14 protein-coding genes are annotated in these 13402 nt (G+C 67.4%); 3 read left to right on the top strand and 11 right to left on the bottom strand.

Translation table 11 applies throughout. From position 1 onward, the window contains the following. Positions 1-34: 34 nt before the first annotated feature. Positions 35-1840, bottom strand: coding sequence for a hypothetical protein (locus EP007_RS01005; protein WP_128475874.1), 1806 nt, complete (start codon positions 1838-1840; stop codon positions 35-37). Between the two features lie 258 nt (positions 1841-2098). Here EP007_RS01005 and EP007_RS17255 point away from each other — a divergent pair, with 258 nt between their 5' ends. Further along, a complete protein-coding gene (locus tag EP007_RS17255; protein ID WP_166035398.1) occupies positions 2099-2263 on the top strand; it encodes a DUF7331 family protein in 165 nt (54 codons plus the stop codon). A 60-nt stretch (positions 2264-2323) separates the two neighbouring features. Here EP007_RS17255 and EP007_RS01000 read toward each other — a convergent pair whose 3' ends face one another. The 7 genes from EP007_RS01000 to EP007_RS00970 form a co-directional block, all read right to left on the bottom strand. Next, positions 2324-3412, bottom strand: coding sequence for a lipid II:glycine glycyltransferase FemX (locus EP007_RS01000; RefSeq protein WP_128475873.1), 1089 nt, complete (start codon positions 3410-3412; stop codon positions 2324-2326). After that, a complete protein-coding gene (locus tag EP007_RS00995) occupies positions 3409-4503 on the bottom strand; it encodes a polysaccharide deacetylase family protein (protein WP_243700414.1) in 1095 nt (364 codons plus the stop codon). Before EP007_RS00995 ends, EP007_RS01000 begins: the two co-directional genes overlap by 4 nt. Next, positions 4496-5557, bottom strand: coding sequence for a non-hydrolyzing UDP-N-acetylglucosamine 2-epimerase (wecB, locus tag EP007_RS00990; protein ID WP_128475872.1), 1062 nt, complete (start codon positions 5555-5557; stop codon positions 4496-4498). The genes EP007_RS00995 and wecB overlap by 8 nt, the downstream gene beginning before the upstream one ends. Positions 5558-5840: 283 nt before the next feature. Then, entirely contained in the window at positions 5841-7190 is a 1350-nt protein-coding gene (locus EP007_RS00985; RefSeq protein ID WP_128475871.1) for a nucleotide sugar dehydrogenase, read from the bottom strand. After that, positions 7187-8209, bottom strand: a complete 1023-nt coding sequence (locus EP007_RS00980) for a Gfo/Idh/MocA family protein (RefSeq protein ID WP_128475870.1) — start codon at positions 8207-8209, stop codon at positions 7187-7189. Before EP007_RS00980 ends, EP007_RS00985 begins: the two co-directional genes overlap by 4 nt. Then, positions 8199-9281 carry a DegT/DnrJ/EryC1/StrS family aminotransferase gene (locus tag EP007_RS00975; protein WP_128475869.1) on the bottom strand — a complete coding sequence of 361 codons (1083 nt, stop codon included), beginning with the start codon at positions 9279-9281 and terminating at the stop codon, positions 8199-8201. The genes EP007_RS00980 and EP007_RS00975 overlap by 11 nt, the downstream gene beginning before the upstream one ends. Next, positions 9278-9811, bottom strand: coding sequence for an acyltransferase (locus tag EP007_RS00970; protein WP_394346046.1), 534 nt, complete (start codon positions 9809-9811; stop codon positions 9278-9280). The genes EP007_RS00975 and EP007_RS00970 overlap by 4 nt, the downstream gene beginning before the upstream one ends. 528 nt (positions 9812-10339) lie before the next feature. On the opposite strand from EP007_RS00970, the gene EP007_RS00965 reads away from it, so the two are divergent. Both EP007_RS00965 and glmM read left to right on the top strand, forming a co-directional pair. Then, the gene (locus EP007_RS00965) at positions 10340-10900 is read left to right on the top strand and encodes a DUF7344 domain-containing protein (protein WP_208023513.1); all 561 of its coding nucleotides are present in this window, start codon (positions 10340-10342) and stop codon (positions 10898-10900) included. After that, entirely contained in the window at positions 10901-12259 is a 1359-nt protein-coding gene (gene glmM / locus EP007_RS00960; RefSeq protein WP_128475868.1) for a phosphoglucosamine mutase, read from the top strand. Positions 12260-12265: 6 nt separating this feature from the next. Here the strand turns inward: glmM and EP007_RS00955 are convergent, their stop codons facing one another. The 3 genes from EP007_RS00955 to EP007_RS00945 form a co-directional block, all read right to left on the bottom strand. Then, positions 12266-12493, bottom strand: a complete 228-nt coding sequence (locus EP007_RS00955) for a hypothetical protein (RefSeq protein WP_128475867.1) — start codon at positions 12491-12493, stop codon at positions 12266-12268. Beyond that, the gene (locus EP007_RS00950) at positions 12483-12734 is read right to left on the bottom strand and encodes a hypothetical protein (protein WP_128475866.1); all 252 of its coding nucleotides are present in this window, start codon (positions 12732-12734) and stop codon (positions 12483-12485) included. The genes EP007_RS00955 and EP007_RS00950 overlap by 11 nt, the downstream gene beginning before the upstream one ends. A gap of 247 nt (positions 12735-12981) precedes the next feature. After that, positions 12982-13236, bottom strand: coding sequence for a hypothetical protein (locus EP007_RS00945; protein ID WP_128475865.1), 255 nt, complete (start codon positions 13234-13236; stop codon positions 12982-12984). Positions 13237-13402: the final 166 nt, after the last annotated feature.

The following is a 13402-nucleotide window of genomic DNA, read 5'->3' as shown; positions in this document are numbered from 1 at the left end:
TTGTCGAAATGTCGTGTCGTAGTCGCGTGTCACGCTATCTCGTCTCGTTTACCTGATACAGCTGAAAGCCGCCGTTGGCCTGCACTCGGTTCAGTCCCGGCGCGGCGTCGAGCGAGCGAAAGCCCGCCTCGTCGAACCGGAACGCATCGTACACGTCGAGTTCCTGCTGGCGAACGCGGTCGGTGTACGCCAGATACCGGTCGGCGTAGTGGCGGGCGACGTAGCTCCCGGTGAAGTTCTCGCCGACCGCGGGGTTGCTCTCGTCGGCGTAGAGGCTCCCGGTGCCGAGTCTGCGCTCGCGGCTCTCCTCGTAGCCCAACACGCCGTCGGCCCAGCGCTCGCCGGTCCCCCGAACGCCGACGAACGGGACCGACCCACGGTGGTCGATGGCGGACTCGTAGCCAGTCATCTGACGCTCAGAGACATGGCTGGAACTCTGGTACATATACGGCGACTGGTACACTGTGGGAACCGACGCCGCGAGCATGACCACGAGCGCGACGCCGACGAGCGTCCGCGCGGTCCCCGACGACAGCGAGAAGCGCGTCGAGAGCAGGTCCATCCCGCGGGCGAGTCCGACGCTCCCGAGAATCGTCACCAACACCATGATGAACCCCAACTGCCGGAAGTGGAGCTTCTCGTAGCTGACGACGAAGTAGGCCACGAGCAGTCCGAACAGCGGAATCAGCGCCAGCCCGAAGTACCGGGCGAATGCGGTCACGTCCGGTCTCTCGGTGTGCCCCCAGAATCCGCCGAGGACCAGCAGGCCCGCGAGCGCACAGAACACCAGACTCACCGCGAACAGTTTGACGAACAGCACCTCGATGGAGCCACCGACCGAGGCAACCGACCCCGCGGCCTGCGAGGTTTCGGACCCCAACTGCAGGCCGCTCGCCAACATGTTCAGTAGGGCGGAACTCGCTCCCGAAGCACGCTCGTGGCGGGGCGTCCACAACGCGAACACCCCGACGAGGAAGCCCGCCTGTAGCGCGAACGTTCGGTGGCCGGTCGTCCCCTTCCCGAGGACTCGGGCGAGCAGTTGGAACCCGGCGATTACCGCGAAGACGACGAGGACGTTCGCGGCCTGCTGGGGGTGGACCAACACGATTGCGGTCGAAGCCACCGCCAACAGCGCGCCGGTCGGCGTTCCGACCGATTGCTCGTCGCGGTCGGCCCGCGTCAGGTAGCGCGCCGCCAGATAGAGGACTAGCGGCAGGAACATGATGGCCTGCGTGGTCGGGTGGGGCATGTCGAAGACGCTGACGTTGTTCAGCGGGAGCATGAGTAGTCCCGACAGCGCCGCCAGCGTGGTCGCGCGCCGGTCGCGGGTGATGGCCCACGTCGCCAGCGGGAGAAACAGCAGGAACGTCGCCGTGAACGCCATCACGCTCACGAGCATCGCGCGGGCGAGTTCTATCCCGGTCGCGTCCGCGAGGAAGACCGCGATGGTGTGGGTGCCGGGGTAGAGCAGGTCCACGACGGCCAATTTCCCGGCCGCGATGTCCTTCGCCCACCCGAGGTGCGTCAGCGCGTCGCCCGCGCCGTAGAAGTAGTACGACCGCAGGACGGGCAGGGAGGCGACCGCGAGCATTCCGATGCCGCCGAGGACGAGCGCGAGTCGCCGCGGGACGCCCTCGGCCCGCAGTCCGACGAACACCGCGACGAGGAGTGCCGCGGCGATTCCGAGCCAGAACGCCGGTGGGGTACCGGTGTATATCGAGAGTTCGTACGCCTCCGGCGGCGATCCGCGGGCGGCGAGTACCGCCGCCGCGAGCGAGACGAAACCGACGAGGAGTGCGCCTTTCTCCCGTCTCTGGGAGGGTTGCGTGTCGGAAACCATGGTAATCAGACCGCGCCCGGACGGGCGCGTCGTTACTTCTCCAAAGCCCGTTTCCGGGCTTTGTTATGGGCCGCCTGACGCGCCGTAGGCGTCGAAAACGCCCGACGCCGGAGGGTCGCTTGGGGTCGCTTCGTGGGTCGGTCGAGGGGGTTACGTTCGGCTCACCCAGTTACCGAAACGTTTGCTAGTCCTTATCAACGTACGCCCCCGAGTAACTGACAGAAACTCACTTACTGCCCGTAAGTGAGCGTTCAACAAATGACCGAAACATACGACAGCGAAAACGGCCGTGACGCCGAGGGAGAGACCGACCGCTACGCCGCCGTCGAGGACGGCGGTGGCGAAACCGTCGTCTACGACACAAAAAACGACGCCGCGTGGTTGAAGTCCGACGCGGCGGTCGCCGTCGAAGCGATGCGCTGACTCGTTCTTTCGAACCTTCGAAAATCGACTGCCGGACGCCCTCGCTCCGGACGACCGCGACTACTGGACCAGTTCGTAGGCCCGCTTGGCGACGTTCATCGCCGCGCCCGAGGACTCCACGACGTAGTAAGGTTCGAGGTCTGCGCCGAACTTCGCCTTGTAGCGACAGAGCCGTTCGGTGTTCGCGCCCATCAGGTCGTACTGCGTGACCGATTCGACCGGCGGGTCCTCGATGATGTCCTTGAGGAGTCGCCAGTGGATGAGACTGTTGACCGCGGTGCCCTCGTAGATGGCCTTCGCGCCGCCCTGCCAGAAGTAGGCGTGGTCGTTCGAGTAGAGCGCGGTGATGCCCGAGAGGTACTCGCCGTCGCCGTCGCGGGCGACGTAGGCCCGCGCGCGGTCCTCCTCGGCCAGCGCCTCGAAGAGGTTCCGGACATAGGCCCACGATAGCGCGAACGGTTCGTCCTGCTCGGCGAACCGCTCGGCGGTCGCTCGGTAGATAGCGCGGGCACCCGACACGCCCTCGCACTCGACGGTCACGTCGAGGTCCTCGGCGTCCCGAATCTCGCGCCGCAGGCTCTTGGAGAACGACTTGCGGACGCCTTCGGCGTCTCTGCCCGCCAAGTCGAGGAAGTACGTGAAGTGGGGTTCGACCTGTAGGTTCCCCCACGCGTACGGTCGGGGGTCGCCGTAGGCGGCGTTGCACTCCATGCGGAACAGTGTCAGCCGCGAGTCCACGTCCAGCGAGTCCAGCACGCGCTCGGCCGTCGGCGACTCGACCCCGGCCTCGGCGAGTCGCGCGTCTAAGTCGAGGTCGGTGCCGACGCGCTGGAGGACCGCCTCCGTGAACTCGTTGTTGACCTTCTCCTGCTTGCGCCGCTTGGGGCTGGTCGGCATCAGAATCGGTCCTAGTCGGGGGATACCCATGCCCGGTGGCGGCGAGGTAACCGCGGTGCCGACCGACTTCCGGCGGACGAAGACCGGCAACAGTGCGATGGGCTGTTGGCCCTTGAATCCGCCGAACAGCTTCATCTCGGCGTCGCTGTGTCTATCGACCACTTCCAGCGCGTCGGGCAGGTGAAACACCTCGAAGCCGTCGCTCGGCAGTGCCGACTCCCACTCGTCAAGTTCGAGTTGCTCGACTCTCATCCTGTTGACTCGGTGTTCGGTCCGGTTTTCACTTTGTTATCGTCCGCCTGCCGCCGTCGTAAGTCGGCCCTGCGGCGGTTCTCGGACTCGTCCGACTCGCCAGCGACGCCCTCGTCAGTGACGCCCTCGCCACCGACGACTTCCTCGCCGGGATGGGCCATCGACTCGTAGTAGTCGCGGGGCGGGCCGACCCACGCGCCCATCTCCAGCGCGCGCTCGACCAGTTTCCGGTAGAGTCGCCGATAGCCGGGGAAGTCGGTCTCCGTGAACAGCCGCGGGTGCCAGAGCGCCGACATTACCGCGCCGTTGTCGGCCGCCTCCGCCAGCAGGGACTCACACTCGCGCCACGCGCGCTCGAAGTCCTCGCCGGGGTCCGGGAGCGCACACTCCATCACGGTCAGCGGGAAGACGACGAACTCGTCGCCGAACGGCCGGAGCGGCAGGTAGCCGTGGTCGAAGCCGACCGTCTCGCTCGAACCGGGGCTGGCGTCGTAGTGCAGGCCGATTTCGCGGTGGTGGTCCCACGTCTCCGGCCCGCGGTTCAGGTGGTGCTGGCGGCCGCCGACCACGTCGTCGCCGAGCGCGGCCTCCAGCGTCGTCTTCTCCATGCGGAGGCGATGAGGGTCGTCGTAGGAGTCGTACGACCCGTGGAGTCCGACCTCCCATCCGCCCTCGTCGAGGCGGGCAAGCAGGTCGTACATCTCGGGAGTCTCTATCTCGTAGCGCCCTAGATGCTCGACCCAGTAGAAAGGGTCGAGCCAGTCGCTCGGCGGCCGTTCGAGCAGGTGTTTCTCGCGCAGGAAGTAGAACGCCGACCGGACGCCTAGCGACTCTTCCAGCGCCATCAGTTCCTCGAACTGCCACCACGGGTTGTTGCCGGGGAGCAGGTCGAGCAACTGCCGGGGGTCGCGGCGCGCGACCGCGTGGTACGCCGACTGGACCGTCTTGTACGGCCGGTCCACGTCGTGAGTCAGCAGGAGCGCGAACTCGCTGTCGGCCACGGCGGAGGGGACCCCCGCGACGCGGGGGTCCGCGGGCGCGTCGCTGTTTCCATTCCCCCTCTCGCGCTCGAAGTCACTCTCGTCAGTCATCGTCCAACAGGTCGGTGATTCTGGCCGCGGCGTCGCCGTCGCCGTAGGGCTGGGGTTTCTCTCCCGGCGGGTCGGCGTCGGCCAGCGCCCGCCGGATGGCGGCCTTGTTCGCGCCGACCAACTCGTTCCACCCGGCTTCGACCGTCTCGCGCCACTCGGTCTCCTCGCGCATCGTGACGCAGGGCGTGTCGAGGAAGAACGCCTCCTTCTGGACGCCCCCCGAGTCGGTCGCTACTACGTCGGCGCAGTCTTGCAGTCGCACGAAGTCAAGATAGCCCACGGGGTCCACGAGCGTCAACTTCTCGCGGGCGTCGTCGAGCATTGCGTATTCCCGCATACGGTTTATCGTCCGCGGGTGGGCGGGCAGGACGACTTCGCGGACCTCCGCGGCGAGCGCGTCCAGAATCGCCGCGAGGCGGTCGGGGTCGTCGGTGTTGCTCGCGCGGTGAACCGTCGCCAGCACGTACTCGCCGGACTCGACGCCGAGTTCGGTCAGAATCTCCGAGCGGTCCACGGCGCGGTCGCGCGCCCAGCACACGGCGTCGCACATCACGTCGCCGGTCTCGTGGACCGCGCCCGCGACCGACTCCTCGCGGAGGTTCGCCACCGCGCGCCGGGAGGGCGCGAAGAGGTCGTCGGCGGCGTGGTCGGTCAGCACGCGGTTTATCTCCTCGGGCATCTCGCGGTTGTAGCTCCGGAGTCCCGCCTCGACGTGCGCGAGTCGGGTGTCCATCTTCGAGGCCGCGATGGCCGCCGCGAGCGTGGAGTTGGTGTCGCCGTAGACCAGCACCGCGTCGGGTTCGACGCGTTCGATGCGTTCCTCCAACCCGGCGAGCATCTCGGCGGTCTGTGCGCCGTGGCTTGAGGACCCGACGCCGAGGTTTTCGTCGGGTTCCGGAATGGCCAACTCCTCGAAAAACACGTCGGACATCTCCTCGTCGTAGTGCTGGCCGGTGTGGACCAACACCTCCTCGTGGCGGCGACGGAGTTCGCGCGAGACGGCGGCGGCCTTGATGAACTGGGGCCGCGCGCCGACGACGGTGAGGACCTTCACGAGTCGCCCTCCGCGGTCGATTCGTCGGGTTCTGCGCCGACGGACGGTTCACTTTCGGAACGATGTACGATGCTTTGGAAATTGTTCATACGTTTTTGAGACAGATTTTTCGTTCTGTTCGGACGTTGCGGGTCGGAGTTGCGTCGGAGAGCGTACCGACGCCGCGCGTCGGTCCGCGACGGTCGTTTCGCGGTGTCGGTCCGTGCCGACAGATTCGCGCCGAACGGACCGCTCGGAGCGGTCGGTCGAAAACTGGCGCGACGGCGGCACGCCCGGCCCATCGCTACCCGCTCCCGATGGTGTAGACGCGGTGGTCGGTCTCCGCGAGGTCGAGGCTCTGGCGGCCGTCCACGACCACCAGCGGGTCGAACCGCTCCCACTCGATGTGGTCGAACTCGCCGTGGGGCGTCACCAGCACGATTGCGTCGAGGTCTCGCCCGTAAATCTCATGTTGCGATATTAATCTCGCACCGAACCTCTCGGCGTCGTTCACCATCGGGTCAACCGCGAGAACGGACGCGCCGAGCGCCGAGAGGCGTTCCGCGATGGGACCGGCGGGCGTCGCGCGGGTCTCCTCGACGCCCGGCCGGTAGGTCAGGCCGAGTATCGCCACGGTGGTCTCCTCGGGCGATTTCCCCTCGGCGTCGAGCTCGCGGGTCAGCGTCTCGACGGTGAACTCCGGCATCGAATCGTTGACTTCGCGGGCGGTTTCCAGCAGTGGGGACTCCGTCTCGAAGCCGTTGATGACGAAGTACGGGTAGTAGGGGATGCAGTGGCCGCCGACGCCGGGACCCGGCGAGTGAATCTCGCAGAACGGTTGGGTGTTGGCCGTCTCGATGGCCTCGTTCACGTCGATGCCCATTTCGTCGGTCAGCGTGGCGAGTTCGTTGGCCAAGGCGATGTTCACGTCGCGGTAGAGTCCCTCGAACACCTTCACGGCCTCCGCGGTCGTCGCGTCGGAGACTGCGAGTACGTCGTTGTCCGTAATCTCGCCGTAGACGAGTTCGGCGACGCGCGTGGCCTCCTCGTCCACGCCGCCGACGACCTTGGGGTAGGCCCCGCGGATGTCTTCGAGCGCCCGGCCGCTGGAGGTCCGTTCGGGGCAGAACGCGAGACCGAACTCGTCGTGGCCCGCCGCCTCCGCCAGCAGGGGTTCGAGCAGGTCCTCGCAGGTCCGCGGCGGGACCGTACACTCCACGACCACGAGGTCGCCGGGGTCGAGACCGTTGCCGATATCCTCGGCGACCGACCGCAGGATAGAGAGGTCGGCCTCCCTCTCGTCGGTGATGGGTGTCGGCACGATAACGACGTGGACCGCGGCGCGCTCGGCGGCCTCCGCCGGGTCGTCAGTGGTCTCGAACGCGCCGCACTTGACGCTCTCGGCGACCAACTCGGGCAGGCCGGGTTCGCGCTCGACGTGACACTCCCCGGCGTTGACCGCCTCGACGACCGCGGGGTCCACGTCCGCGCCCACGACGTTGCCCGACACGTCGGCGTACACCGCTGCGAGCGGCAGGCCCATCTTGCCGAGACCGTACACCGCGACGGGGACCCGCCCCGACAGGAACGCCTCGCGCTGGTCGGCCTCCGGGGCGTCGTTGCCGTAGAGGCGCACGACCTCCCGCAGACTCACCGGACGCTCACCTCCGTTTCGGGGCGCTCGTCGGCGGCCGACTCGTGAATCTCGCGCGCGACTTCGAGGACCTTGAGACCGTCCTCGCCCGAGACCACCGGGTCGGCGTCGCCGGTGGCCGCCGAGACGAACGCCTCCAACTCGTTTTTGAGCGGTTCGCCGCTCTCGACGGTCGGGCGCTCCACGATACTCTCGTGGCGGTAGCGCACGTCGCCGTTGTCCTCGATGTACTCCGGCAGCGAGTGGCGGTGTATCTCTATCGACCGGTCGATGTAATCGACGTTGACCCGACAGCTCTCTGCCGTGATGGCCAGTTTCCGGACGCGCTGTTGGGTCACTCTGCTCGCGGTGAGCGAGGCGACGGTCCCGTCGGCGAACGTCAGGTCCGCCGTCGCGTACTGGTTGTTCCGGACGCCGTGGGCGGTGACGCTCTCGGGGTCCTCGCCGAGCATCGCCAACACTACGTCGATGTCGTGAATCATCAGGTCAAGCACCGCGCTCTCGTCTATCTGTCTGCCCTCGGGCGGCGGCCCGAGGCGCTCGGCCTCGACTGCGATAACGTCGAGGTCGGCCACGATGTCTGACAGCGTCCGAATCGCAGGGTTGAACCGCTCGACGTGGCCGACCTGAATCGTCACGTCCGCGTCGTCGGCCCGCGCTATCAGTTCGCGCCCGACCGCGGGGTCGTCAACGAAGGGCTTCTCGACCAGCACGTCCACGCCGCTGTCGATGCAGTCGCGCGCGATGTCGGCGTGGAACCGCGTCGGCACCGCGATGGAGACAACGTCGGCCGTCCCGAGGAGCGCGTCCATCTCCAGCACTCTCGCGCCGTGGTCGGCCGCGACCTCGCGGGCCTGTTGGTCGTCCACGTCGTAGACGCCGACGAGGGTCACGTCCGGCAGTTCGCTGTACGCTCGCGCGTGGTGTCTGCCCATGCTCCCGACGCCGATGACGGCGGCGTTCGTCGGGCCGTCCGCGTCGTCGGTCCGGTCGGTCCTATTGGTCGGTCTATCGGTCATACTCTCTGATTGCGGAGACGATGGTTCTGAGGTCTCGTTCGGAGACGTTCGGGTGAATCGGGAGCGACAGGGTTCGCTCGGCCGCCCGCTCGGCGACCGGTGCGTCGTGAATCACGTCGTCGTAAGCTGGCTGTTCGTGAATCGGCGTCGGGTAGTAGACGCCCGTGCCGATGCCCACCTCATCAAGGTGGGCGGCCAGTCCGTCCCTGTCGTCGGTCCGAATCGTGTACTGGTGGTAGACGTGGGTTCGGTCGGCGGGTTCGGTCGGTGTCGTCACGTCGGCGTCAACCAGCGAGTCGGTGAGGTAGGCCGCGTTCGCCCGCCGGGCCTCGTTGTAGTCCGGCAAACGGTCCAACTGCACCCGGCCGATGGCCGCCGCGATGGAGGTCAGCCGGAAGTTGTGGCCGACGCTGACGTGTTCGTACCCGCCCTCCGGCGGGCGGCCGTGGTTGACGAAGCTCTCGGCGCGCTCGGCCACGTCGTCGCGGTCGGTCGTCACGACCCCGCCCTCGCCCGTGGTCATGTTCTTGGTCGGATACAGCGAGAAGCAGGCCGCGTCGCCCAGCGACCCGACGCGCTGGTCTCGGAACGCCGCGCCGTGGGCCTGCGCGGCGTCCTCGATAACCGCGAGGTCGTGGTCGTCGGCGATATCGAGCAGGTGGTCCATCTCCGCGGGGAGACCGTAGAGATGGACCGGTAGGATGGCGGCCACGTCGGCCTCGCGCCGGACGACTTCCTCGACGGCCACGGGGTCGAGGTTGTACGTCTCGGGGTCGATGTCCGCGAAGACCGGCTCTGCGCCCGCGAGTCGAATCGCGTTCGCGCTGGCGACGAACGAGAACGGCGTCGTCACCACCTTGTCGCCCGGCCCGATACCGAGCGCCTCGAAGGCGGTGTGGAGCGCCGTCGTCCCGTTGCTCGTGGCGACGCCGCGGTCGGTCCCGCAGAACTCAGCGAACTCCTCTTCGAAGGCGCGAACCTCCGGGCCGTCGGCGATGCGCCCCGACTCCATGACCTCGCGCACGCGCTCGATTTCACGTTCGCCCATCTCGGGGTCGGCGATGGGAATCATGCGATTCGATTCCCTCCTTTCAGCGCCGCGGGCAACTCTCGGAACTCGGCGGGCGCGCCCACCGCCAGCGTCTCGGGGGGCACGTCCTCGGTCACGACCGCACCGGCCGCGACGAACGAGCCTTCGCCCACCGTCACGCTGGGGAGTAGGGTCGCGTTCGCGCCCACTGAGACGTGGTCTTCGAGCGTCGGCCCGGCGAGGTCGTACTCCTCGCGGATGGGGTAGGCGTCGTTGGTCAGCACTGCGTTCGGCCCGACGAACACCTCCGAGCCGATGGTCGTGTTCGTCGGCACGTAGACGCCGGTCTGAAGGCTGACGTGCGAACCGACGGTCGTCGTTCCGTCGATAACGGTGTTGGTGCCGACCACCACGTCGTCGCCGACGCGGGTGTCCTCGCGGACCAGCGCGTCGTGTCCGGTGGTGAAGTCGTCGCCGATTTCCACGTCGGCGTAGACGATGGTGCCCGAGCGAATCGTCGCTCGGTCGCCGATTCGGGGCGGTCGGGCGTCAGCGCGGTGGCGGTGGCCCACCGTGGCGTTCGGGGCGACTTCGCAGTCGTCGCCGAGTTCGGGGGCGATTCGGTCCTCGCGCTCGGACCGAGAGTCGGCCTTAGCCACGCTGGCCCACCTCCGCGCGCGAGCGGGGACCCAACGTATCGTTTGCAGGTAGTAACGGAATCATAGTCGGTCAGTCGATTGCCCGGCCGTATCGCCGGACGGCGGGCCGGGCGTTATCGATTCAATGACCTGTGTTCCTCTTTGTTATACGGTCCCTTGAACCGGAGTAGACGGCTCCTGTCGCGGCCCGCACGTCCCGTTTCTCGGGATAGCGAGTTCGAGGGAACGTCCCGGAACGCCGAGGGGTTCGGGGAGGTTACCGGGACCGTATCGCGCTCGAACCCCGGCGTACAGTCGGACTAGCCGCCACAAGCAACTGGGTAACAAAGTGTGAACGTAGTAATATCGAGGGTATGCGGCGGTCTCACCTGCGGACATCCTCCCGACCCGGTGGCTCCGAGCGCGTATCGCCTCCGACGACCTACCGAGTTCCGGAGGAGCATGTCCCGCGCTGACGGACTCTCTCAGGACGAGGTCTTCGAGGTGCTGAAGAGTCCTCGACGCCGGTACGCCCTCTACTATCTCCGGCGGGAGGGCGGCGAGACCGAACTCTCGGACCTGACCGAGCAGGTCGCGGCGTGGGAGAACGAGACGACGCCCGCGGCGCTCTCGACCGAACAGCGAAAGCGCGTCTACATCTCGCTGTATCAGACCCACCTCCCGAAACTTGACGAGGCGAACATCGTCGAGTACGACCGCGACGAGGGCGTCGTCCGCCTCGGCGACCGGGCCTCGGACCTCGACATCTATCTGGGCGACGTTTCCCGCGAGGAGTTCCCGTGGGACAGATACTACCTCGGACTGGTCGGGGCCAGTTCGCTGTTGGTCGCGGCGGTGTGGCTGAACGTCTACCCCTTCGGGCTGATTCCGGGACTCGTGTTGGCGACGCTCATTCTCGCGGTGTTCGGTGTCTCGGCGGTCATCCACTACTTCGAGTACAGGCACGGCGGCGAGGTCGGCACGCCGCCCGAACTCCACCACATCAACGGACAGGAAAACTGAATGTTCGGAACCAGCGGCATCCGCGGACGAATCGGCGACGAAGTGACCTGCGACCTCGCGCTCGCAGTCGGGCGCGCGCTCGCCAGCGAGGGCTACGACCGGGTGGTCGTCGGCAGAGACGCCCGCGAGAGCGGTCGGATGCTGGCCGACGCCGCGGTCTCGGGGGTGCGCGAGTGCGGCGCGGACGCGATTCGAATCGGCGAGGCGGCCACGCCGACCGTCGCCCGGAGCGTCGGGTGGCGCGACGCCGACGCGGGCCTGATGCTGACCGCCAGCCACAACCCGGCCCCGGACAACGGGCTGAAGCTCTGGAACCCCTCGGGGCAGGCGTTCGACGAGCGCCAGCGCGAGACGATTGCGGCCCGCGTGCGCGAGGAGAACTACGACCTGCGACCGTGGGATGACCTCGGCGAGGTCGAGGCGTGGGACGGCGCAACCGAGCGCCATGCGGCGGTGCTGGAGCGGTCGGCGGCGTCCGGTAGTTGCTCGATAGTCGTGGACGCGGGCAACGGCGTCGGGCAGGTCACGGCCGAGGCGCTCCGGCGACTCGGCCACGACGTGCGGACGCTTAACGACCGACCGGATGGGTCGTTTCCCGTGCGGCCGAGCGAACCCACCGCCGAGAACTGCCGGGCGCTCGCGGACTTCGTGGCCGCGACCGACGCCGACCTCGGTATCGCCCACGACGGGGACGCCGACCGGACGCGCGCCGTCACCGAGTCTGGCGAATTCGTCTCGGGCGACTGCCTGCTCGCGCTGTTCGCTCGGGAGGCCGCCACTCCCGGCGACGAGGTGGCCGTCCCGGTTGACACGAGTCTCGCAGTCGCCGACGTGCTCGAACGACAGGGGGCGTCGGTCTCGCGGACGCGCGTGGGTGACGTGTACGTCGCCGAGCGCGCGACCGACTCGGGGGTCGCGTTCGGCGGCGAACCCAGCGGCGCGTGGATCTGGCCCGACGATACGCTCTGTCCGGACGGCCCGCTGGCGGCCTGTCGGCTGGCGGAGATGGTCGCTCGCCGGGGGTCGCTCGACCGACTCGTCGGCGAGGTCGAAAGCTACCCCCTCCGGCGCGGGAGGGTCGAGACCGACGAGAAGGCCGCCGCGATGGCGCGGGTCCGCGAGCGAGTCCGCACGGAGTACGACGACGTGAACGCCCTCGACGGCGTGCGCGTCGAAACCGGCGATGGATGGTTTCTCGTGCGCGCGAGTGGGACCCAACCGCTGGTCAGGGTGACCGCCGAAGCGAGAGAAGAGGGGCGGACCGACCGACTGTTCGCGGCGGCTAGAAGCGTCGTGGAGGAGGCGATTCGCGCGGTCGAACGCGGCGGCGTGGCGGGGAACGCCGAGCGCGCGAACTGACGGAGGTTAGATTCGGTCCACCACGTCACAGACCGAGCAGGCGTCGGCGACGATAAACGCCTCATCGCGCAGCATCTCTTCTTCTTCGGGGAGGAACATTAGATGCCCCCGGTCGTCCTTCCGGGCGCGGATGACTTCCCAGTCGTCGAGTTCGTAGCCGAGGTCCGATGGGTCGGGGTCGCGGGGTGCCTCCCGCCAGCGGTCGGACTCGGTGTGGGCGTTCTCAGGAGCCATTCTGGACCTCTTGAGGGAGGGAGCGATCGAGCGCGGAGGGCGTCGATTCGTCAGCGGAGTAGGTCGCGCCAGCGGGAAGGGTCGCGCCAGCGGGAAGGGTCGCGCCAGCGGGGTTCAGTCGGGTCGGGACCGCTGCCCCGCACCCGGCGACCATCGGCGGCCCGGCGTGCCAGCGGGTCGAACGACGGTCGAAGAGGGCCGGTTCGGGAGTCAAGTCGCGTGCCGTAACGTCGCGTGCCATGCAGTGTTCAATGCGTGATTACCAGTTCAAAAAGGTACCGAATTTAGTTCAATGTTTGGTTTCCAATTTAAATGTAGTGGCCGATATTCCGGAGTACGGTTCTTCGACAGCGTCGCTCCGCTTCAGGTGACCGTGCGTTTCCGGTATAAACAGTCGTTCGCTGGAACGGTGGGTAATCCGGGCTTTCCGGTGATGCGCAAGCTGAATTTCGAAACGGAGCGGAACGTCGGTGAGGAGAAGTCGGTCGCTACTGCGAGTCGCTGGCGTCGCGCGCGCCGTCGGCGGTGACGGCGTCGGATTCGCTCACGGGAGTCTCGCGGTCGCCGTCGGCGACTCGGTGCGTATTCGGAACCACCTCGGTCCCGTCGCCGGACGCCGCGTCCGCAGAACTGCTGGAAACGCCTGCCGCCCCGACCGTCGCGGCCGCCGCACCGGCCAACTTCACGTACGAGCGTCGGTCGAGTAGGGAATCGGAGTCGCCTGCCGTATCGTCGCGTGCCATGCAGTTTCCTCTGGGAGACCGGTCACTGATAAACCCACCGACTTGGATTCAATACTACGTTACTAATTTAAGTGTTATGGCCATCGTCGCAACGGTTGGAACGGAACGGTGGAAACGGCCGAAACCGCTAATTTCGACGGGGTAACGCGAGCTTAACCCGGAAATT

Source organism: Halorussus pelagicus (assembly GCF_004087835.1).
GTDB lineage: Archaea > Halobacteriota > Halobacteria > Halobacteriales > Haladaptataceae > Halorussus > Halorussus pelagicus.
This window is presented reverse-complemented; position numbering and strand designations above follow the sequence as displayed.

Bases quoted from the DNA above. Each gene is read 5' to 3' on its own strand.
- EP007_RS01005 (WP_128475874.1), bottom strand. From the start codon at position 1,840: ATGGTTTCCGACACGCAACCCTCCCAGAGACGGGAGAAAGGCGCACTC.
- EP007_RS17255 (WP_166035398.1), top strand. From the start codon at position 2,099: ATGACCGAAACATACGACAGCGAAAACGGCCGTGACGCCGAGGGAGAG.
- EP007_RS01000 (WP_128475873.1), bottom strand. From the start codon at position 3,412: ATGAGAGTCGAGCAACTCGAACTTGACGAGTGGGAGTCGGCACTGCCG.
- EP007_RS00995 (WP_243700414.1), bottom strand. From the start codon at position 4,503: ATGACTGACGAGAGTGACTTCGAGCGCGAGAGGGGGAATGGAAACAGC.
- EP007_RS00980 (WP_128475870.1), bottom strand. From the start codon at position 8,209: ATGACCGATAGACCGACCAATAGGACCGACCGGACCGACGACGCGGAC.
- EP007_RS00975 (WP_128475869.1), bottom strand. From the start codon at position 9,281: ATGATTCCCATCGCCGACCCCGAGATGGGCGAACGTGAAATCGAGCGC.
- EP007_RS00965 (WP_208023513.1), top strand. From the start codon at position 10,340: ATGTCCCGCGCTGACGGACTCTCTCAGGACGAGGTCTTCGAGGTGCTG.
- glmM (WP_128475868.1), top strand. From the start codon at position 10,901: ATGTTCGGAACCAGCGGCATCCGCGGACGAATCGGCGACGAAGTGACC.
- EP007_RS00955 (WP_128475867.1), bottom strand. From the start codon at position 12,493: ATGGCTCCTGAGAACGCCCACACCGAGTCCGACCGCTGGCGGGAGGCA.
- EP007_RS00950 (WP_128475866.1), bottom strand. From the start codon at position 12,734: ATGGCACGCGACGTTACGGCACGCGACTTGACTCCCGAACCGGCCCTC.
- EP007_RS00945 (WP_128475865.1), bottom strand. From the start codon at position 13,236: ATGGCACGCGACGATACGGCAGGCGACTCCGATTCCCTACTCGACCGA.